The organism is Nocardia lijiangensis NBRC 108240, assembly GCF_001613045.1.
Taxonomy (GTDB): domain Bacteria; phylum Actinomycetota; class Actinomycetes; order Mycobacteriales; family Mycobacteriaceae; genus Nocardia; species Nocardia lijiangensis.
This window is the reverse complement of the sequence record NZ_BDBP01000060.1, coordinates 39,698-59,337: the sequence shown is the minus strand read 5'-3', so window position 1 is coordinate 59,337 and position 19,640 is coordinate 39,698. Positions and strand designations below refer to the sequence as shown.

19 protein-coding genes are annotated in these 19,640 nt (G+C 68.4%); 9 read left to right on the top strand and 10 right to left on the bottom strand.

What is annotated here, in order from left to right:
* Positions 1-75: 75 nt before the first annotated feature.
* Complete coding sequence (locus tag NL1_RS22350; RefSeq protein WP_174553453.1) at positions 76-693, top strand: TetR/AcrR family transcriptional regulator; 618 nt, start codon at positions 76-78, stop codon at positions 691-693.
* A gap of 8 nt (positions 694-701) precedes the next feature.
* Positions 702-1,886 carry an acetyl-CoA C-acetyltransferase gene (locus NL1_RS22345; protein WP_373862579.1) on the top strand — a complete coding sequence of 395 codons (1,185 nt, stop codon included), beginning with the start codon at positions 702-704 and terminating at the stop codon, positions 1,884-1,886.
* Between the two features lie 173 nt (positions 1,887-2,059).
* On the opposite strand, the gene NL1_RS22340 is transcribed toward NL1_RS22345, so the two are convergent.
* Genes NL1_RS22340 through NL1_RS22325 form a run of 4 tightly spaced genes read right to left on the bottom strand, consistent with a single transcriptional unit; the run spans position 2,060 to position 5,574 of the window.
* Complete coding sequence (locus NL1_RS22340; protein ID WP_067842581.1) at positions 2,060-3,145, bottom strand: NAD(P)H-dependent flavin oxidoreductase; 1,086 nt, start codon at positions 3,143-3,145, stop codon at positions 2,060-2,062.
* Positions 3,142-3,900 carry a CoA-transferase subunit beta gene (locus NL1_RS22335; protein ID WP_067842578.1) on the bottom strand — a complete coding sequence of 253 codons (759 nt, stop codon included), beginning with the start codon at positions 3,898-3,900 and terminating at the stop codon, positions 3,142-3,144. The genes NL1_RS22340 and NL1_RS22335 overlap by 4 nt, the downstream gene beginning before the upstream one ends.
* 4 nt (positions 3,901-3,904) lie before the next feature.
* Positions 3,905-4,783 carry a CoA transferase subunit A gene (locus NL1_RS22330; protein ID WP_067842574.1) on the bottom strand — a complete coding sequence of 293 codons (879 nt, stop codon included), beginning with the start codon at positions 4,781-4,783 and terminating at the stop codon, positions 3,905-3,907.
* 26 nt (positions 4,784-4,809) lie between these two features.
* Complete coding sequence (locus tag NL1_RS22325; protein ID WP_067842571.1) at positions 4,810-5,574, bottom strand: enoyl-CoA hydratase family protein; 765 nt, start codon at positions 5,572-5,574, stop codon at positions 4,810-4,812.
* An 86-nt stretch (positions 5,575-5,660) separates the two neighbouring features.
* Here NL1_RS22325 and NL1_RS22320 point away from each other — a divergent pair, with 86 nt between their 5' ends.
* The 5 genes from NL1_RS22320 (at position 5,661) to NL1_RS22295 (ending at position 10,751) form a co-directional block, all read left to right on the top strand.
* Positions 5,661-6,452, top strand: coding sequence for an SDR family oxidoreductase (locus NL1_RS22320; protein WP_067842568.1), 792 nt, complete (start codon positions 5,661-5,663; stop codon positions 6,450-6,452).
* Between the two features lie 31 nt (positions 6,453-6,483).
* A complete protein-coding gene (locus tag NL1_RS22315) occupies positions 6,484-7,392 on the top strand; it encodes an SDR family oxidoreductase (RefSeq protein ID WP_067842565.1) in 909 nt (302 codons plus the stop codon).
* A gap of 926 nt (positions 7,393-8,318) precedes the next feature.
* Positions 8,319-9,206, top strand: a complete 888-nt coding sequence (locus tag NL1_RS22305; protein ID WP_067842559.1) for a hypothetical protein — start codon at positions 8,319-8,321, stop codon at positions 9,204-9,206.
* A gap of 10 nt (positions 9,207-9,216) precedes the next feature.
* Entirely contained in the window at positions 9,217-9,732 is a 516-nt protein-coding gene (locus NL1_RS22300) for an ImmA/IrrE family metallo-endopeptidase (RefSeq protein ID WP_067842555.1), read from the top strand.
* Positions 9,729-10,751, top strand: a complete 1,023-nt coding sequence (locus NL1_RS22295; protein WP_067842552.1) for a hypothetical protein — start codon at positions 9,729-9,731, stop codon at positions 10,749-10,751. Before NL1_RS22300 ends, NL1_RS22295 begins: the two co-directional genes overlap by 4 nt.
* A gap of 533 nt (positions 10,752-11,284) precedes the next feature.
* On the opposite strand, the gene NL1_RS22290 is transcribed toward NL1_RS22295, so the two are convergent.
* The gene (locus tag NL1_RS22290; protein ID WP_011207048.1) at positions 11,285-11,701 is read right to left on the bottom strand and encodes a helix-turn-helix domain-containing protein; all 417 of its coding nucleotides are present in this window, start codon (positions 11,699-11,701) and stop codon (positions 11,285-11,287) included.
* Positions 11,702-12,064: 363 nt separating this feature from the next.
* Positions 12,065-13,228 (bottom strand): steroid 3-ketoacyl-CoA thiolase, encoded by a 1,164-nt coding sequence (locus tag NL1_RS22285; RefSeq protein WP_067842549.1) that lies wholly within the window; start codon positions 13,226-13,228, stop codon positions 12,065-12,067.
* Between the two features lie 130 nt (positions 13,229-13,358).
* On the opposite strand from NL1_RS22285, the gene NL1_RS22280 reads away from it, so the two are divergent.
* Entirely contained in the window at positions 13,359-14,621 is a 1,263-nt protein-coding gene (locus tag NL1_RS22280; protein WP_067842545.1) for a cytochrome P450, read from the top strand.
* 85 nt (positions 14,622-14,706) lie between these two features.
* Here NL1_RS22280 and NL1_RS22275 read toward each other — a convergent pair whose 3' ends face one another.
* From NL1_RS22275 to NL1_RS22260, 4 genes are read right to left on the bottom strand one after another with little or no spacing between them, the layout of a single operon-like run.
* Positions 14,707-15,126: a nuclear transport factor 2 family protein gene (locus NL1_RS22275; RefSeq protein WP_067842542.1), complete on the bottom strand. Its 420-nt coding sequence runs from the start codon at positions 15,124-15,126 to the stop codon at positions 14,707-14,709.
* Entirely contained in the window at positions 15,123-16,289 is a 1,167-nt protein-coding gene (locus NL1_RS22270; protein ID WP_067842540.1) for a thiolase family protein, read from the bottom strand. Before NL1_RS22270 ends, NL1_RS22275 begins: the two co-directional genes overlap by 4 nt.
* Positions 16,286-17,320: a thiolase family protein gene (locus NL1_RS22265; protein ID WP_067842537.1), complete on the bottom strand. Its 1,035-nt coding sequence runs from the start codon at positions 17,318-17,320 to the stop codon at positions 16,286-16,288. Before NL1_RS22265 ends, NL1_RS22270 begins: the two co-directional genes overlap by 4 nt.
* 12 nt (positions 17,321-17,332) lie before the next feature.
* Complete coding sequence (locus tag NL1_RS22260; RefSeq protein WP_067842534.1) at positions 17,333-18,298, bottom strand: Zn-ribbon domain-containing OB-fold protein; 966 nt, start codon at positions 18,296-18,298, stop codon at positions 17,333-17,335.
* 253 nt (positions 18,299-18,551) lie between these two features.
* Between NL1_RS22260 and NL1_RS22255 the strand changes: the two genes are divergently transcribed.
* Positions 18,552-19,589: an LLM class F420-dependent oxidoreductase gene (locus tag NL1_RS22255; protein ID WP_067842530.1), complete on the top strand. Its 1,038-nt coding sequence runs from the start codon at positions 18,552-18,554 to the stop codon at positions 19,587-19,589.
* Positions 19,590-19,640 lie beyond the last annotated feature (51 nt).

The following is a 19,640-nucleotide window of genomic DNA, read 5'->3' as shown; positions in this document are numbered from 1 at the left end:
GCTAGCGCACCACCGAAACTCGGACGGAACGGAAGTCCCCTACTCACTTCCACCAAGCAAACGCTTGGTTGTATTATGGCCCTCGTGACCGCACCAGACGCCTCGAAATCCGCCCGGCGCAACGAACTGCTCGCCTTGGCGGCCGACCTGTTCGCCGAGCGTGGACTGCGCGCGACCACGGTGCGCGATATTGCCGACGCGGCGGGGATTCTATCCGGCAGCCTCTACCACCACTTCGATTCCAAGGAGTCGATGGTGGACGAGATTCTGCGCGGCTTCCTCGACGACCTGTTCGGCCGCTACCGCGAGATCGTCGGCTCCGGCCTCAGCGCGCGAGACACCTTGGAAGCCTTGGTAATCGCCTCCTACGAGTCGTTCGACCGCTTCCACGCGGCAGTCGCGATCTACCAGGCCGAGGCCAAACGGCTGCGCGACGCCGAGCGGTTCGCCTACATCGAGGAGTACAACCGAGAGTTCCGCGAGCTCTGGCACCGGGTGCTGACCAACGGTGTGCAGGACGGCAGCTTCCGTCCCGAACTCGATGTCGAACTGGCCTATCGCTTCCTGCGCGACACCGTCTGGGTCGCCGTGCGCTGGTACCAGCCGGGCGGCGCCATCACCGTCGAAACTCTCGCCAAGCAGTACCTCACCATCGTGCTCGACGGGCTCACCGTCTCGCGGCACACCGACTAGGAGACCCCATGTCTGCACCTTCCGCCCGCCGCCCGTACACCCCGCTGCGGGATGCCTACGTGATCGACGCGGTGCGTACCCCGGTCGGCAAGCGCGGCGGCGCGCTGGCCGGTGTGCACCCGGCCGATCTGGGTGCGGCCGCGCTGCGAGGTCTGCTGGACCGCAACCCGATCGACCCGATCAATGTCGACGACGTGATCGTCGGCTGCGTCGACAATGTCGGTCCGCAGGCGGGCAACATCGGCCGCACCATGTGGCTGGCCGCGGGCTACCCGGAGGAAGTCCCTGGCGTCACCGTGGACCGGCAGTGCGGATCCTCCCAGCAGGCCATCAATTTCGGCGCGCAGGCCATCATGAGCGGCACCGCCGAGGTGATCGTCGCCGGCGGCGTGCAGAACATGAGCGCCATCCCGATCTCGGCGGCCATGCTGGCGGGCAAGGAGTACGGCTTCGAGTCGCCGTTCGTCGGCGCGCAGGGCTGGGATCACCGGTACGGCACGGACGAGGTCTCCCAGTTCCGCGGCGCGCAGCTGATCGCCGAGAAGTGGGGCATCAGCCGCCAGGACATGGAGCAGTGGGCGCTGCGCAGCCACGAGCGCGCCCGCCAGGCCATCAAGGAAGGCAAGTTCGACAAGGAGATCGTCCCGGTCGGCGATTTCTGGATCGACCAGGGCCCGCGCGAGACCTCGCTGGAGAAGATGGCCTCGCTGCCCGCGCTCGCCGAGGGCAGCCCGCTCACCGCCGCGGTGGCCAGCCAGATCTCCGACGGCGCCAGCGCCACCCTGCTCGCTTCGGAGTGGGCGGTGCAGGAATACGGCCTGAAGCCGCGCGCCCGCATCCACCACGTCAGCGCGCGCGGCGCCGACCCGATCTTCATGCTCACCGCCCCCATCCCGGCCACCAAGTGGGCACTGGCGAAGACCGGCCTGACCATCGACGACATCGACGTGGTCGAGATCAACGAGGCCTTCGCGCCCGTGGTCCTCGCCTGGCTGAAGGAGACCGGCGCCGACCCGGAGAAGGTCAACGTCAACGGCGGCGCCATCGCGCTGGGCCACCCCCTCGGCGCCACCGGAGCCAAGCTCTTCGCCACCCTGCTCAACGAGCTGGAGCGCCGCAACGGCCGCTACGGCCTGCTGACCATCTGCGAGGGCGGCGGCACCGCCAACGCCACCATCATCGAGCGCCTCTAAGACTCGAGCACGGTCCTCGCAGACGCTCTACACGCTTCGCAGCGCCCACACGCGCTGCGAGGCGTGTGAAACGTCTGCGAGGTCCTTCATGCCGTCCGATCGTGGAACGTCGGTAGGGGTAGGCGCGAAAAGGCCGCTCGATTCGGTGAATCGAGCGGCCTTGTCGTCGGAGATCAGGACTGGGTAGCCGACGCCTGATCGGCGAGCGCCGACATCGCTTCGATCCGTGCCAGCGCATCGGCGACCACGTGATCGATGAGTTCCTTGCAGGTCGGCAGGTCATCGATGATTCCGGTGACCTGGCCTGCCGCCAGCACGCCCGCGTGGGTGTTGCCCTCGACGAGCCCGGCGCGCAACAACATCGGTGTGTTGGCCGCCATGATGACCTGGGACCAGCTGAGGTCCTTGGCCTTTCGCATGGCGAGGCCGTCCTTGACCATGGTCGACCACTTCATGCCGGTCATGCTCTTGAACCGCGCCGCGTTCGACACGGCGGCGGCGAATCCACGCCAGCGGCCCGAATTCTCCAGCCGCTGCACCAGTTCGGTGTTCAGCACCCGGTGCGGCATGCCGTCGACCTTGAGCGAGACCACGGTGTCCTGCAACTGCTTGCTCAGGTACTCCTGCTTCACCGCGTCGGGCACCGAGCTCTCCTGGGTCAGCAGGAAGCGGGTGCCCATCGCGACGCCCGCCGCGCCGTAGGCCAGCGCGGCGGCCAGGCCGCGGCCGTCGAAGAAGCCGCCCGCCGCGACGACCGGGATGTCGACCGCGTCGAGCACCGAGGGCAGCAGCAGTGTGGTCGCCACCGGGCCGGTGTGCCCGCCGCCCTCGCCGCCCTGCACGATCACCGCGTCGGCGCCCCAGGAGGCCACCTTCACCGCGTGCTTGGCCGCGCCGATCGACGGAATCACCACGACGCCTGCGTCTTTCAGCTTCGCGATGAGATCCTGCTTGGGCGCGAGCGCGAACGACGCGACCTTCACCTTCTCCCGGATCAGCAGGTCGATCCGTTCGGTGGCGTCGGTGGCGTCGGCGCGGATGTTCACGCCGAACGGCTTATCGGTCTGCGCCTTGGTCTTCGCGATCGCCGCTTCCAGCTCCGCGAAGGTCATGGTCGCCGAGGCGAGAATGCCGAGCCCGCCCGCGTTGGCGGTCGCCGAGACCAGGCTCGGGCCCGCCACCCAGCCCATGCCGGTCTGGACGACGGGATGCTCGATGCCGACCAGTTCGGTCAGCGGGGTGTGCAGACGTCCGGTCATAAGGTCACTTCCTTGTCGCGAATGCCCTTGGGATCCAGCACGGTTCGGATGATCCGCAGCTCTTCCTCGGTCGGCAGCCGCGTCTCGCCCGCCTCGGCGAGCCCGGCGATCTCGAACGCGGTGTTCTCCGCGACTTCGTCGGCGCTGACGCCCGGGTGCAGCGAGAGCGCGCGCAGCGTGTGGCCGGGCCCGCCGAAATCGAAGACGCCCAGATTGCTCACGACCCGATGCAGGTGGTGGAAGCGGAAGGCCGGGTTCGCCGGGTCGACCTTGTCGTAGCCGATGCCGGAGACGATGTCGACCTGCTCGCAGAACACCCGCGCGTTGTGCTTGGGCACCCAGTAGCTGGTGGCGTGGTTGATGGTGTTGCCCGGCGCGCCGCGGACGCCGAACATCTGCCTGGTCGGCCGCTGGAGCGGGCCGAAGGCGGACAGGTTCTGGTTGCCGTACCTGTCGATCTGGTTGGCGCCCATGACCACGTGCCGTCGCCCGGAGGCGACCACATCGAACACCTTGGAGAACGGAATCCAGCCCTCGATGGGGGATTTCGCGCCGAGCGCGGGAGTTTCGGCCAGGTACAGCGCCTCGCCGTCGGAGAGCAGCAGATCCGGTTCGAAGGTCAGCCGGGCCAGCCGCGCGCCGATCGTGGTGACCGGCGACATCGGGCTCGCCATGATCTCGCCCGCGCCGCGGAAGATCTCCGCGCAGGCGACGACGCACACTTCGGCGCGGGTGCTCGTGGTGGTGTCGGTCATCGGGTCAGCCCTCCTGCGTGGCGAAAGCGCGGACGGCCGCCTGGTATTCGTCCTCGGAGACGTCGAGGTACGTGGCCTTGAACTCGGCCCAGGACTCGGGCGTCTTGGCGGCCGCCACGTAGTGACGCTGGAATTTCTCGTCCCGGCCGTAGCTGCCGGAGAAGGTGAAGTGCGCGCCGCCCGGGGCCTCGACCACGCCGTCGACCATCATGCGGTTGAGGATGATCGCCTGCTGTGGAACGGCTTTCACCAGCTCCTCGGTCTCGACCAGCCGATCCACCGACAGGTAGCGGCGCTCGGCGGACAGGCAGTACAGATCGTCGAAGTAGGGATCGACGCCGGTGTAGGCGGCGTTGCCGTGCTTGTCGCCGAGGTCCAGATGCACGAGCGCCGCATCGAGATTCAGCGCGGGCATGGCCACGAGTGTTTCGGTCCGGCCGTCGGAGGCCGGGTAGGGGGAGGCGACGGTCTTCAGCTCGCCCTCCCAGAAATCCATGACCGCGGAGCCGAGCCCGGCGCGGATCGGCAGGAACGGCAGCCGGGCCGCCGCGGCCTGCAGACCGCACTTGACCATGCCCTCGTCCATTTCGCGGACCGTGATCGCGCCCTCGATGCGCGCCTTGGCGAACCACGGGTCGTAGAACGGCGCCGAATCCAGCGACACGAACCCGTAGTACGCCTTGCGCACCTTGCCCGCCGAGCACAGCAGACCCAGATCGGGTCCGCCGTAGCTGACCACGGTCAGATCGGTGAGGTCCGAGCGCAGGATGGCCCGCACCAGCGCCATCGGCTTGCGCCGGGAACCCCAGCCGCCGATGCCGATGGTCATTCCGCTGCGCAGCTCGCCGACCACGTCGTCGAGCGACATTCGCTTGTCCCGCATGTGTTCTCCTGTATCCGGTGGGCGGGCTACTTGTCGGCCTTGCGTGCCGCGAGGTCGTCGTCGAACCTGGCGCGGATCTCGTCGGCGACGCCCGCAAGGTTCAGCTCGAAGGTGAAGCCCTGCTCGTAGCGGTAGCTGCGGTGCACGTCCTGCACGTCGATGCCGTTCAGCGCGCGCTTGGCCGCACGGATCACCCGGCCATCCTTGGCCGCGATGTTCTTGGCGACTTCCATTGCTGCGGCGTCGAGTTCGGCGCGCGGCACCACCTGGTACACCGAGCCGTGGTGCTGCAGCTGCTGGGCGGTGATGGTGCTCGCGGTGTAGAACAGCGCGCGCATCAGGTGCTGGGGGACCAGCCGCGAGAGGTGGGTGGCCGCGCCGAGCGCGCCGCGATCCACCTCGGGCAGGCCGAAGGTGGCGTCGTCGGAGGCGATGACGACGTCGGCGTTGCCGACCAGGCCGATGCCGCCGCCGAGGCAGAAGCCCTGCACCACCGCGATGACCGGCACCGGGCAGTCGTACACCGCGGCGAACGCCTCGAAGCAGCCGTGGTTGGCGTCGATCAGCGCCTGGTGGCCCGGTTTGCTCTGGATCTCCTTGATGTCGACGCCCGCGTTGAAGCCGCGGTTCTCCGCCCGCAGCACCACGACCTTGGTCTCGGGGTCGCGCCCGGCCTCGCGCACGGCGTCGGCGATGGCGAACCAGCCGTCGGTCGGGATGGCGTTGACCGGCGGATAGTCGACCGTGACCACGGTGATGCCGGTTGATTCGGAGTGACGGTTGATCCCCATCGCATGCCCTTCGTTTCTGAGCTCGTGGTACGTGCCGTATTGCGTCGGCATTGGCAAAGCAAGCAGTTGCTTGGTAGGTTAGCACGGTGGGACTCGAAATCGATCTGACCGATCGCGTCGTTCTGGTCACCGGCGGCGTGCGCGGCGTCGGGGCAGGGATCAGCAGGACATTTCTGGCAGCGGGCGCGACGGTGGTCGCGTGTGCGCGCCGCCCGGCGGACGTTCCCGTGGCCCACGACGGTCGCGAGATCGAGTACCTGCCCTGCGACGTCCGCGACGGCGACGCGGTCAAGGAGCTGATCGACACCGTGCTCGCGCGCCACGGGCGGCTGGACCACCTGGTGAACAACGCGGGCGGCGCCCCCTTCGCACTCGCCGCCACCGCGAGCAAGAACTTCCACGCCAAGATCGTGGAGCTGAATCTCCTCGCCCCGCTACTGGTTTCGCAGGCCGCCAATGCCGCGATGCAGGACCAGCCCGACGGCGGATCGATCGTGATGATCTCCAGCGTCAGCGGCCACCGGCCCTCGCCGGGCACCGCCGCCTACGGCGCGGCCAAGGCGGGCATCGACAACCTGACCCAGTCGCTCGCCGTCGAGTGGGCCCCGAAGGTCCGGGTGAACTCGCTGGTGGTCGGCCTGGTCGAGACCGAACTCAGCGAAATGCACTACGGCGACCGCGATGGCGTCGACGCCGTCGCCGCGACGGTCCCGCTCGGCCGGATGGCCAGCCCGGAAGACATCGGCCGCGCCGCCGCCTTCCTGGCCTCGCCGCTCGCCGCCTACATCACCGGCGCCTCGCTGCCGGTGCACGGCGGCGGCGAGCGCCCCGCCTTCCTTGCCGCGTCCACCGCGGCGCACGACCAGCAGCGGGCCTGATCCCGACCGGAACGAAAGAGGACAACAGGTAATGAGCGAGCAGATCTGCGCCGGGCGCACCGTCATCGTCACCGGCGCGGGCCGCGGCATCGGCCGGGCGCACGCGCTGGCCTTCGCCGCCGCGGGTGCGCGCGTGGTGGTCAACGACCTCGGTTCCGCCCTCGACGGCGCCGCCACCGCCGAGACGCCCGCCCAGCAGGTGGTCTCCGAAATCGAGGCGCTGGGCGGGCAGGCCGTCGCCAACGGCGACGATGTCGCGGACTGGGCGGGCGCGCGCAACCTGATCCGGCAGGCCGTCGACACCTTCGGCGGACTGGACGTGCTCGTCAACAACGCCGGTTTCGTGCGTGACCGGATGCTGGTCAACCTGGGCGAGGACGAGTGGGACGCGGTGGTGCGGGTGCACCTCAAGGGCCATTTCGCCACCATGCGTCACGCCATCGAATACTGGCGCGGGGAGAGCAAGGCGGGCCGCCAGGTCGACGCCCGCATCATCAACACCAGCTCCGGCGCGGGTCTGCAGGGCAGCGTCGGCCAGGGCAACTACGGCGCCGCGAAGGCGGGCATCGCCGGTCTGACCCTGACCGCGGCCGCCGAGTTCGCCCGGTACGGCGTGACGGTCAACGCGATCGCGCCCGCCGCGCGCACCAGGATGACCGAGACCGTGTTCGCCGAGACGATGGCCAAGCCCGAGGACGGGTTCGACGTGATGGCGCCGGAGAACGTTTCGCCGCTGGTGGTCTGGCTCGGCAGCCCGCAGTCCGCCGGTGTCACCGGCCGCATGTTCGAGGTGGAGGGCGGCAAGGTCGCGCTGGCCGACGGCTGGCGGCACGGCGTCGCGGTGGATCGCGGCGCGCGCTGGGAACCCGCCGAGCTCGGTCCCGTCGTCGCCGATCTGATCGCGAAGGCCGTTGTGCCGGAGCCGGTTTACGGGGCCTGAGAAACCTTCGCCTTCGCTCCGGCCGTGCGCGGGGCTGAGGCGAACTCTGTCCGGCGGCGTCCCGTTGGCGTACCTCGCCTTTGCTCCGGCCGTGCGCGGGGCTGAAGCGGATCCCGTCCGGCAGCGCCCTGTTGGCGTACCTCCCCTTCGCTCCAGTCGTGCGCGGGGCTGAAGGCGCACTCCGTCTGGCGGCGTCCCGTCGGCGTACTTTTTCTCCGCTCCGGCCGTGCGCGGGGCTGAAAGCAGACTCTGTCCGGCAGCGTCTGCCGGGAGTGCTTCCCCTTCGCTCCGGCGGTGCGCGGGGCTGAAGGCGGACTTCGTCCGGCAGCGTCTGCCGGGAGTGCTTCCCCTTCGCTCCGGCCGTGCGCGGGCTGAAGGCGGACTCCGTCTGGCAGCACATCCTGTTGGCGTGCCTGCCCTTCGTTCCGGTCGTGCGCGGGGCTGAAAGCGGACTTCGCCCGGCAGCGTCTGCCAGGAGTACCTTCACCGTCGCAGCGGCCGCGTGGCCGGAGGCGGCGGACCCCTCAATTTGTTTGCTGGGCGGGATCTGAGCCTGCCCAGTGAAGTTTGGGCTAACCCGAGTGACGCGCGTCGCGAGTCGCTCAGGGTGTCGCCGGCCGCCCCCATCCTTTTCCTGCGAGGTTCAGGATGGGGGTTTACTATGAGCACCCGTCCGTCAAAAGTCCCGGATGAGGTGTTGCGACCGGGCACAGATCTGCGCTGTACGAAGAGGGGAAGGCTAGCGCATGGCCGTTGGTCGCGCATTCCGTGCGGTGGCACTAGCCGGAGCTGTGACCGGGTTTGCGCTACTCGGTTCCGTCGCCGCCCTCGCGCAACCGGGTGGCATACCGCTCGGGGAACCGGGACAGCCGCGCGTCCCCGCGTCGAGCGCTTCCTCCACCGGGCCCGGATTGCCGCTGGTCCCAATGACTCCCGAACCCGCCGCCGAGGAGATCGGTTCGTCCGGCGTGAGTTCGGTCGGTGGTGCGGGTTCGACAGGACTGGGTTCGGCAGGTGCGGCCGGTTCCGCCGCGCTCGGTTCCGCCGGGGCCGCGGGTTCGGCGGGGTTGGGTTCGGCAGGCGCGACCGGTTCCGCCGGGCTCGGCGCTGTACTCAGCACCGGCTCTGCGGGATTGGGTGCACTGCTCGGCACCGGTTCCGCCGGATTGGGCGCGCTGCTCGGCACCGGTTCGGCCGGTCTCGGCGTCGCGGTCGGCTCGGCGGCCGTCGGCTCGGCCGGTATCGGCTCGGCGGCCGTCGGCTCGGCCGGTATCGGTTCCGCGGGCATCGCTTCCGCTGGTGTTGGTTCGGCTGGTGTTGGTTCCGCGGGTGTTGGTTCGGCGGGTGTCGGTTCTGCGAGTCTCGGCTCGGCGGGCGTCGGTTCCGCCGCCGTAGGTTCAGCCGCGGTCGGCTCCGCCACGCCGTTGTTGCTTCTGCTGATCCCGCTGCCGACACCGCCCGCTCCGGTGGTTCCGCCAGCGCCCCTTGTCATTCCGCCCGTCCCCGCTCCGCAGCTCGGCCCGGTCCCTGTCGCCGCACCGCCCGCCCCCGAGGCGGTTCCGGAACAGGCGCCTCCTCCCGCACCGGCGCCCGCTCCCGCCGCACCCCAGGAGCCCGCCAACCCGAACCACGACGTGCGCCCGACGAGCGCGGACGACGGACTTCCCGAACCGAACGTGCTCTCGATCGTCGGCGGACTCATCGCGCTCGCGCTCGCCGGAACCGGTTCCGGCGCGGTCAGTTTCCAGAGCGCCTCCGCCGCGCAGGCCAGGGTGGACGCTGCCCGCGCCCAGTTCTTCGGCCCAAGGTTGTGAGGGAGCAGCTATGAGTGAAAGCAGGACGCAGAGCAGTTCCCGGTCCTACCGGCGCGTGGCGGCCGCGGTCGACGCGGTGTGCGCCGTGGCCGCCGACTTCGACGCCACCACCCTGGACGAAGTGGTCGCCGCGATCGCGAACGAGCGCGAGCGGGAAATCGAAATCGCCAGCGCCCAACTGGGTCCCGGTGTCTGCGGCCAGCGCAGGTTCTATCCCGACCGGGACGTCATCGTGCTGGCGACCGCGTTGCCCAGCCGCGACCACACGCTGGCCCACGAACTCGGCCACATCGTGTTCGACCACGAAGGCGCGCCCGCGCCCGAGGTGACGTTGGAGGCGAGTGACGACCTGATCGCCTACATGCTCAGCCAGCGCGCCCATCAGCAGATCGTCGACGACGGCGCCGACGAGCTGGCCGAATGGGAGGCCGAGACCTTCGCCGCCATGCTGATGACCCGGCTGCGCGTCTTCAACAGCCGGGGCGCGGGCGTCTCGGTCCTTCGATTCGATGAGGCACTCGGATGACGTTCTGGTCGACGGCCATGCTGGTCTGGGTGGCCGCGGGCGCGCGCGTGGGGCGCGTGCTGGTGAAACCCGCGACGACGGCGCGGGTGGCGATCGTCGTCGCGGTGGCCGCCGTCGCGCTCGGCGCGACCGTCGCGGTGCCCGGAATCGCCCTCGCCATAGACAATCTGCGACCGCACGGGCTGCGCGCGGGTCTGCTCTCCGACGGCGTCGTGCTGTCGGCCTGGCTCGCGTTCGTCACCGCCACTTCGGTGGTGGCCGCCGCCGCGTGGCCGGTGGTCTCACGCCGCAATCTGCGTCAGATCGCCATGGTGATCTACGCGACGGGCGCCACCGCGGTGTCCATCGCGCTGGCGTGGTCGTACACGTTCGGCTGGATGCTCGTCGTGCTCGGCGCGCTCTTCGTCGTCGTGACCGGACTGCGCAACCTGGACTGGACGACGCTGGGTCGCGGCATCGCCCTCTACACCGGCGGTACCGCACTGGTCGGCGTGCTCGCGATTCTTCAGGTGCACCGTGCGCTGGCCGACGAACCGCGCGCGCCCGCGGGCCAACCCGCGTGGGGCTGGTCGGCGTGGGAAATCGCCGCGCTGCTCATCGCTTTCGGCGCCGTGTGGATCGTGGTGGAACTGTGGGTGCGGGCCAGGGTGCTGCTGCGCCAGATCCGGCCGCTGCACCGCCTGCTGGTCGGACGGTTCCCCGAGGTAGTGACGCACGACCAGCCCGGAACCTCCACGCAGCTGCGGGCGTCGGATCAGGTCGCCCAGATCATGGACGCCCTCTACTTGCAGTCGGGTGGCGGTGTCGAGCTCGCGGCCGCAGGCGCCCCGCTCCCCACCATCGCCGAGCGCGCCGAGCGAGTCGCACAGTGGTCGCGAAATCCCTTGGGGCACATAGTGATAGACGCCAGATGGATCGCACCGCCGGAGGGCGTCAGTGCGCGCGGCTGGGTGCAGGCGATCGCACGCGCCTATAGGTCCACGACCGGCGTGCACGCTGAACAGCCCGCCGGTCGATGACCTGCTGGCGCGACTCGGTGACAGCCCGTGACGCCCCGAGCTTTCGGCGATCTGTGCTGTCGACGAACTCCACTGCCGATTGGGGGATGACTGCACTACTCACCGCGCCGACGGACGAGCGGTGATGACATCGTCACCGTGACGGCAGCGGCGCAGGACCAGAGTTGGACCCGCGTCCATCAGGGGAATGGAATGCGCCCCGGAAAATCAGGGCTTCCGAACGAGAGCGGAACTCGTCCGCCTTGTCTTCCGCGGTGTGGCACGCGTTTGCGCAATGGCGATCGCGTGCCGTGCGGTATCGATCCGCTCACATGTACTTACAAACGTTCTTGCGCAGCACGGAATCCGAATCGGCACGCAATCCGAGGACGCTCGCTCAATCCGAGAACTCCAGGGAATGCACGGACTCCGCCGAATTGGATTCGGCGGGAACCTGTGTGCCGCGGTGGTTCTCGACCCGCCCTCGGGCAGGTTTGTGCACAACGCAGCACAGTGCGACCGATGGCCGCACTGTGCTGCGCTGTGGGAGAACCTTATTCGGTTCCATCCGGAGGAATTTCGGGCAAGCCCTCGCTCGCCCGCAACTTCTCCGCCATGGAGGTGAGAAGGTTCTGTGATTCTTCGGACAGATCGAACGCCCTACTCGACAGCCGACGCAGTCCGTAGCCCTGCAGCTGGGACAGCAGCTCTAGATCGTGATCGATCTTGGCGGCATAGATGTCGTTGAAGAAGTAGTCCGGCTTGACCTTGAAGAACTTGGCCAGTGCAGCCACCGTTTCGTCCGACGGGTTGGTCCGCTGGCCCGACCGCAACTGCGAGAGATACGGTTTCGAGATCGGATGCCCGGAGGCCGTCAGCGCAGCCGCAACCTCCGCGTTGGTGTGCGGCTTGCGCCCCGGGGGATGCACGGTTTCGAACAGCTTGTTCAGCCGCGCCGCGAAATCAGCCATTGTGAGCCGCCCAATTCCCTTCGCTGTACTAACAGTCGTTATCTCGGATACGTATCATTGATATTAGCGGCTCAGTAACTGAAAACCTACGCCTGATTCAGGATTTCCTTGAAGCTTCCAGGTGCGAGGTCCGCGAAGTCACTGAGACGGTTGCGTTTGCGGGTCACGCCAACGTCTCTAGTGGAGAGGCGGTACGACCCGGTTCTGGCCCGTCGCGGGGGTCTTCCCGGACCGGGCAATGATAGCGAAAAGATAGCTGACATCTCATCTAGTCGACTGTACTGGTAGTTGTGTGGCGTACGACACGTTTTGCGGTCTCTGGGATGAACGTTCAACAAATGGGCGCGAAATTAGTTGAAGTTGCTACAACCGCTCGATGATCGTACCTGTCGCGAGTGCGCCACCGGCACACATGAGCACCATTGCGGTGCTGCCGCCGGTGCGCTCCAGTTCGTGCAAAGCCGTTGTGATGAGCCGGGATCCGGTGGACCCTACCGGATGGCCGAGGGCGATCGCACCGCCGTTGACATTCACCCGGTCCATGTCCGGCTGGTGGACAGAAGCCCACGAAAGCGCCACCGACGCGAAGGCCTCGTTGATCTCGAAAAGGTCGATGTCGCCGATATTCATCCCGGAGCGCTCGAGCAGGCGGGTGCACGCCTGCACCGGGCCGTCCAGGTGGAATTCCGGCTCGGCGCCGACGAGCGCCTGCGTCACGATTCGCGCCCGCGGCCGCAAACCCGCTCGCTGCGCGGCCTTTTCGTCCATCAGCAGCACCGCGGCCGCTCCGTCGGAGATCTGTGACGAGCTGCCCGCGGTGTGCACGCCGCCCTCCAGCACGGGCTTCAGCTTGGCCAGGCCCTCCGCCGTGGTCTCGCGCAGGCCCTGATCCCGGCTGACGTCCAGCTTCTCGCCCGTGAGGTTGCCTTCCTTGTCCACCGCGGGCGCGGTGATCGGCAGCACCTCGCGATCGAAGCGCCCCTCGGCCCACGCCTGCCCGGCGAGGCGCTGCGAGCGCGCACCGAACTCGTCGACATCGGCGCGAGAGATGCCGCGCCGCTTGGCAATCCGCTCCGCGGCCTCGAACTGGTTGGGCAGGTCGATGCTCCACGACGCGGGCCTGCGCGGACCGGCGTGCTCGCCGACGTTGGCGCCCAACGGAACTCGGCTCATCGCCTCGACGCCGCAGGCCATGCCGATATCGATCGCGCCTGCGGCGATCAGGCCGGCCACCAGGTGGTTGGCCTGCTGCGCCGAACCGCACTGGGCGTCGATCGTGGTCGCGCCTGCCTGCCACGGCAGCCCGGCGTGCAGCCACGCGACCCGGGTGACGTTGTTGGACTGCTCGCCCGCCTGGGTGACGCAGCCGCCGATGACCTGCTCCACCTGAGCCGGATCCAGGTGGGCTCGCTCGAGCAGTCCGCGCTGGGTCAGGCCGAGGAGTTCGGCGGCGTGCAGGCCGGAAAGCCAGCCGCCGCGCTTGCCGATCGGGGTGCGAGCGGCCTCGACGATGACGGGTGTGCCCATCTTGAACCTTCCTCTGGGGACAAAAACTGAAACGTGTGCCAGCCGGATGGGCTGCGCTTCTTTACTAGTCCTTCCGGCTGTGCTGCAATTGATTGTAGAACGTGTTTCAGTTTGTCGAAGGAGACATCCGGTGGTTGAAACTCGGAACGTCCGCCCGAATCTGCCGGAGGGGTTCGACGTCACGGACCCTGACATCTACGCCGAGCGAGTTCCGGTCGAAGAATTCGCCGAACTGCGCCGCACCGCACCGATCTGGTGGAACCCGCAGTCACCCGAGACCGGTGGCTTCCACGACGAGGGTTTCTGGGTGGTGAGCAAGCACGCCGACGTCAAGGAGGTCTCGCGGCGCGGCGATGTGTTCTCCAGCTTCGAGAACACCGCGATCCCGCGCTTCAACGACGACATCACCCGCGAGCAGATCGAGCTCCAGCGCATCGTGCTGCTCAACATGGACGCGCCCGAGCACACCAAGCTGCGCAAGATCATCTCGCGCGGCTTCACCCCGCGCGCCATCAACGGCTTGCGCGCCGAACTCTCGGCCAGGGCCGAACAGATCGTCAAGAGCGCGGCCGAGTCGGGTGCGGGCGACTTCGTCACCCAGGTCGCGTGCGAGCTGCCGCTGCAGGCGATCGCCGAGCTGATCGGTGTGCCCCAGGAAGACCGGATGAAGGTCTTCACCTGGTCGAACCAGATGACCGGCTACGACGATCCGGAGAACGACGCCGACCCGCTGGCCGCTTCGGCCGAGATCCTCGGCTACGCCTACCAGATGGCGCAGGCGCGTAAGGCGTGTCCCGCCGACGACATCGTGACCACCCTGATCGAGGCCGACATCGACGGCGACAAGCTCAGCGAGGAGGAGTTCGGCTTCTTCGTCATCATGCTGGCCGTGGCGGGCAACGAGACGACCCGCAACGCCATCACCCACGGCATGATGGCCTTCCTGGACAACCCCGACCAGTGGGAACTGTTCAAGAAGGAACGCCCGGCCACCGCCGCCGACGAGATCATCCGGTGGGCCACCCCGGTCACCTCCTTCCAGCGCACCGCCCTGGAGGACACCGAACTCGGGGGCGTGCAAATCAAGAAGGGCGAACGGCTCGTGATGCTGTACCGGTCGGCCAACTTCGACGAGGACGTCTTCGAGAACCCGGAGAAGTTCGACATCACCCGCAAGGACAATCAGCACCTGTCCTTCGGCGGCACCGGCGCGCACTTCTGCATCGGCGCGAACCTCGCCCGCCTGGAGATCGACCTGATCTTCAACGCCATTGCCGACCACCTGCCCGACATCAGCAAGCTCGGCGACGCGAAGCGCCTGCGCTCCGGCTGGCTGAACGGAATCAAGGAATTCCCGGTCGACTACAAGGGCGGCTGCCCGGTCGCGCACTGACCTCGCGAAAAAGGCCCTCGAACCGGAGTTCCCCGCCGGTTCGAGGGCCTTTTCGTCTGCTGCCCCAGGGAAAAGGCAGCGAGTATCAGCCGACGCGCTCGGCGGTCGCCATCGCTCGGTCGACCTCCCAGAACGCGCGCAGCGCGGCGATCTTGCCCGCGTCGTCGACCTTGTAGGTGAACACGCCTTCGGCGTCGATCCGATGCCCGCCGATAAGGGTGCGGATGGTGCCGGTGAAGGCCACCTCCTTGCCGCAGGCGAAGGAATCGTCGAAGAGGAACTCGATCGATTCGGTCTGCGCGATCGCCTTGTCCCAGAACGCCGCGATGGCGTCACGCCCGCGGTGGCCCTTGCCCTCGGGATCGAAACCCGAAGGGCCGATGGGATCTTCGACGATCCCGTCGGCCGCGAACAGATCCAGCCATGCGTCCTTGTCGCGGGCGCGCACGGCCGCCTGGGATGCGAGCCCGGCGAGGCGGGCGGGATGCTCGATAGTGGTGGTCATCGGGGCTCCGCACCTACAACCCACATCGAGAAGTATTGGGACCCACCGCCGTACGCGTGGCCCATGGCCTTGCGCGCGCCGTCGACCTGGTAGTCGCCCGCTCGTCCCATCACCTGCTTCGCTGCCTCCGCGAACCGGATGAGGCCGGACGCCCCGATCGGGTTGGAGGAGAGCACGCCGCCCGACGGATTGACCGGGATGCGTCCGCCGATCTCGGTCTCGCCCTTCTCGGTGAGCTTCCAGCCGTCGCCCTGCGCCGCGAAACCGAGGTTCTCCAGCCACATCGGCTCGAACCAGGAGAACGGCACGTAGATCTCGGCGGCGTCGATTTCCTCGAGCGGATCGGTGATGCCCGCGGCCTTCCACAGCGCGGCGGCCGCGTCCCGGCCCGCCTGCGGGTTCACCTGGTCGCGCCCGGCGTAGGTGGTCGGCTCGGTGCGCATCGCGGTGCCGTGCACCCACGCGACCTTCTTGCCTTCGGCCTCGACCGCCGCGGCGGCCTCGGCGTCGCCGAGGACGATCGCGCAGGCGCCGTCCGAGGACGGGCAGGTCTCGTCGAAGCGGATCGGATCCCAGAGCATCTGCGAGGCGAGCACCGATTCCAGCGTGATGTCGGGCTGCTGGAGGTGGGCGAGCGGGTTCTTGGCGCCGTTGCGCCGGTCCTTCACCGCGACCATCGCCCCGATGTGGCTCGGCGCGTTCGACCTGCGGATGTAGGAACGCACGTGCGGGGCGAAGTACCCGCCCGCGCCCGCGCCGACGGGCATGGTGAACGGCACCGGAATCGACAACGCCCACATGGCATTCGACTCCGACTGCTTCTCCCAGGCGACCGCGAGCACGCGCTTGTGCACGCCCGCCTGCACCAGGTTGGCGGCCACCACGCCGGTGGAACCGCCGACCGAACCGGCGGTGTGCACGCGCAGCAGCGGCTTTCCGGTCGCGCCGAGCGCGTCGGCCATGTGCAGCTCGGGCATCATGACGCCCTCGAACAGGTCCGGCGCCTTGCCGACCACGACCGCGTCGATATCGGCGATGGTGAGCCCGGCGTCGGCGAGCGCGCGATCGATCGCCTCGCGGCACATGCCCGCCATCGACACGTCGGTTCGTTTCGTCACGTGATGGGTTTGTCCGGTGCCGAGCACCGCGGCGGGAACACTCATGCCAGCGCCTCCAAAACGGTCACAAGATTCTGCTGCAGCGCGGGGCCGCTGGTGGCGTGGGCGAGTGCGCGGTTCGCGGTGCCCGCCATGATGGCTTCGGCCGCGAAACCGATGCGCTCCAAGCCCGCCGCGAACATCGGGTTGGCGGCCAGTGCGCCGCCCGACGGATTCACTCGGGTCTCCGGCTTCAATCCGATGGCCTCGGTGAGGATCAGCTGCTGGTGGCTGAACTGCGCGTGCAGTTCGGCGACATCGAAGCCGCTCAGGTCGCCACCGGTAACCGACTGCGCCGCGGCCGAAGTCGAGGGGGAGACGGTGAGGTCGCGGGCACCGAGCACGGGGGTGTCGATGCGGTGCGCCATGCCGGTGATCCAAGCGGGACGCTCGCACAATTCGCGGGCGCGATCGCCGACCGCGAGCACGACGGCGGCCGCGCCGTCGGTGATCGGCGCGCAGTCGTGTGCGCGCAGCGGATCCGCCACATACGGTGTGGCGAGCAGGCTTTCGACGTCACCCGAGTCGCCCGCGGCGACGGCGGCCATGTCGCGCTCGGTCCAGCGCCCGGCGTCCAGTCCGGCCCTGGCTTGCAGTCCCGCGATGGACAGCGCGTCCGGCCACAGGGGAGTGACCAGGTACGGATCGAGCTGCATGGTGAGCACCTGGCGCAGCGTGCCCGCCGAGGACTTGCCGAAGCCGTAGACCAGCGCGGTGCGGGCCTGGCCGGACTTCAGCTTCACGAACGCCTCGTACAGCGCCCACGCGGCGTCCATCTCGACGTGCGACTCGTTGATGGGCGGCACAGCGCCGATGGCGTCGACCGCGGAGATGAACGAGAAGGCGCGTCCGGCAAGGTAATCGGAGGAGCCCGAGCACCAGAAGTCGATGTCGGACTTGGTGATGCCCAGATCGGTGTAGAGCTGCTGGAAGCAGGGCACCAGCATCTCGACACCGTTGGTGGTGCCGAAGGTCTCCGGCACGTGCGGTGCGTGGGCGAAACCCACGACCGCGATGTCGGTGGCGTTGTCAGTCAACGTAAGCGCCTCTCACAGGTGGTGCTTGTAGGTCTCGTAGTCGGCTTCCGGCTCGCCGCTCGGCTCGAAGTGGTCGACGTTCTCCAGCCCGTGACCCCACTCCTCGCGCGGCTTCCACACCGCCTTCACGCGCATGCCCATCCGCACTTCGCTTGCGTCACAGCCGAGCACGAGGTGCAGCACGGGGATGTCGGCGCCGTCCAGCAGCACATAGGCCGCGACATACGGCGGTTTGATGCGCTGTCCGAGGAACGGGACGTTCACAATGCAGAAGGTGGTGACCGTGCCGTGATCGGAGAGTTCGATGTAGTCGTCGGTCGGCCTGCCGTCGGTCGGGTTGGCCCCGCGCGGCGGGAAGTACACCTTGCCCGCGGTATCGGTGCGCGCGCCGATCAGTTTGCCCTCGGCGAGTCCGCGCAGGTAGACGGTCTCCTGCGGGGAAGCGGTGTGCTTGTAGGACAGATCGACCGGCGCGATGATCATCGTGACCGGCTCGCCGCTTTCGGCGGTGGGCTCGGTGGTGGACTGCTCGCCCGGCTCGAAGCAGACGATGTCCTTGATGGTGCCCTCGGTCTGTTCGGCCCAGCGCGCTCGTACCCGCATGCCGGTCCGCATCTGGTCGGGCGCGGCGACGTCGACGGCGTGCAGCATGCTGGTGTCCGCGCCGTCCAGCTGAATCAGCGCCCAGGCGAACGGCCGGTCGAAGGGCTGGCCGGGCAGCGGTTCGCGCACCCAGGTCCAGGAAGCGACGGTGCCGGTGTCGGCGACGTCGACGAATTCGCTCAGCGGCGCACTGGTCACCGGATCGTATTCGGGCGGCGGCACCAGAACCCGGCCGTCCGACCCGCGCACGCCGACCACCCTGCGGCTCCGCAGACCGGTCAGGAATCTGCCGATGGTCGGTCCCACCGACCGTGTGTAGTCGAATCGCGCCCGCAGCGGGGCGCTCAGCACATCGGGTGCCGTGCTGGTGTCCAATTCCGACCCTCTCTCAGCTCTTCATCACCCGCCGCTGTTCCGGCGGCCGTCGTCGCGCCGTGCTCCCGGCGGAGTTCATCCCGCCCTGTTCGCGGCGGTGCTCATCCCGTCGGGCCCCCACCCGTGAATACGCCGGACGCGGTATTCCCCTTAGTCACGCCATCGAGTAGAACAGGTTCTTATTCTGGTGGCAAGGGCGTACCTCCGCCTTCGCTCCGGCCATGCGCTCTAAGTACCTGAGAAAGGGACAATCATGAAGTTCGGATTGCAACTCGGATATTGGATGGCGCAGCCGCCGCAGAACGCGGGGGAGTTGGTCGTGGCGGCCGAGAAGGCGGGCTTCGACGCCGTCTTCGCCGCCGAATCGTGGGGCTCGGACGCCTTCGGTCCGCTCACCTGGTGGGGTTCGTCGACCGAGCGGGTCCGGCTGGGGACCTCGGTGGTGCAGATGTCGGCGCGCACGCCTGCCGCGACCGCGATGCACGCGCTGACCCTCGATCACCTCAGCGGCGGTCGCGCGATCCTCGGGCTCGGGGTGTCCGGCCCGCAGGTGGTGGAGGGCTGGTACGGGCAGCCGTTCGCCAAGCCCTTGCAGCGCACCCGCGAGTACGTCGGCATCATCCGCCGCATCCTCGCCCGCGAGGCGCCGGTGACCAGCGACGGGCCGCACTACCCGCTGCCCTACACCGGGCCGGGCTCGACCGGGCTCGGCAAGCCGCTCAAGCCGATCGTGCACCCGCTACGTGCGGATTTGCCGATCTGGCTGGGCGCGGAAGGGCCGAAGAACGTGGCGCTCACCGCCGAGATCGCCGACGGCTGGCTGGCGATCTACTACGCGCCGCGGCTGGCGAACATGTACAACGACTGGCTCGACGAGGGATTCGCGCGGGCGGGCGCGCGCCGGTCGCGCGAGGACTTCGAGATCGCCGCCAGCTGCCAGGTGGTGATCACCGACGACCCCGCCGCCGAGCTGGAACGGATGCGCTGGATCATGGCGCTCTACATCGGCGGCATGGGCGCGCCGGAGCTGAACTTCCATGCCCAGGTCTACCGGCGGATGGGCTACGAGCGCGAGGTCGACGAGATCGGCAGGCTGTTCCAGGCGGGCAAGAAGGCCGAGGCGGCGGCCGTCGTTCCGGACGAGCTGATCCTGGACACCGCCATCATCGGCGACGAGGAGCATGTGCGTCGGCAATTGAAGGTCTGGGAGGCCGCGGGCGTCACCATGATGCTCGTGTCCGTTCCGGACATCGAACAATTGCACCGGCTCGCACCCCTTGTCGATCAGTAGAACGCGTTCTAAATTCAATGGGGTGACTGCCTCGCCCGCCCCGTCGGCTCC

Coding starts and splice junctions, on each gene's coding strand:
- NL1_RS22350 (WP_174553453.1), top strand. CDS start 76: ATGGCCCTCGTGACCGCACCAGACGCCTCGAAATCCGCCCGGCGCAAC.
- NL1_RS22345 (WP_373862579.1), top strand. CDS start 702: ATGTCTGCACCTTCCGCCCGCCGCCCGTACACCCCGCTGCGGGATGCC.
- NL1_RS22340 (WP_067842581.1), bottom strand. CDS start 3,145: ATGACCGGACGTCTGCACACCCCGCTGACCGAACTGGTCGGCATCGAG.
- NL1_RS22335 (WP_067842578.1), bottom strand. CDS start 3,900: ATGACCGACACCACCACGAGCACCCGCGCCGAAGTGTGCGTCGTCGCC.
- NL1_RS22330 (WP_067842574.1), bottom strand. CDS start 4,783: ATGCGGGACAAGCGAATGTCGCTCGACGACGTGGTCGGCGAGCTGCGC.
- NL1_RS22325 (WP_067842571.1), bottom strand. CDS start 5,574: ATGGGGATCAACCGTCACTCCGAATCAACCGGCATCACCGTGGTCACG.
- NL1_RS22315 (WP_067842565.1), top strand. CDS start 6,484: ATGAGCGAGCAGATCTGCGCCGGGCGCACCGTCATCGTCACCGGCGCG.
- NL1_RS22305 (WP_067842559.1), top strand. CDS start 8,319: ATGACTCCCGAACCCGCCGCCGAGGAGATCGGTTCGTCCGGCGTGAGT.
- NL1_RS22300 (WP_067842555.1), top strand. CDS start 9,217: ATGAGTGAAAGCAGGACGCAGAGCAGTTCCCGGTCCTACCGGCGCGTG.
- NL1_RS22295 (WP_067842552.1), top strand. CDS start 9,729: ATGACGTTCTGGTCGACGGCCATGCTGGTCTGGGTGGCCGCGGGCGCG.
- NL1_RS22290 (WP_011207048.1), bottom strand. CDS start 11,701: ATGGCTGATTTCGCGGCGCGGCTGAACAAGCTGTTCGAAACCGTGCAT.
- NL1_RS22285 (WP_067842549.1), bottom strand. CDS start 13,228: ATGGGCACACCCGTCATCGTCGAGGCCGCTCGCACCCCGATCGGCAAG.
- NL1_RS22275 (WP_067842542.1), bottom strand. CDS start 15,126: ATGACCACCACTATCGAGCATCCCGCCCGCCTCGCCGGGCTCGCATCC.
- NL1_RS22270 (WP_067842540.1), bottom strand. CDS start 16,289: ATGAGTGTTCCCGCCGCGGTGCTCGGCACCGGACAAACCCATCACGTG.
- NL1_RS22255 (WP_067842530.1), top strand. CDS start 18,552: ATGAAGTTCGGATTGCAACTCGGATATTGGATGGCGCAGCCGCCGCAG.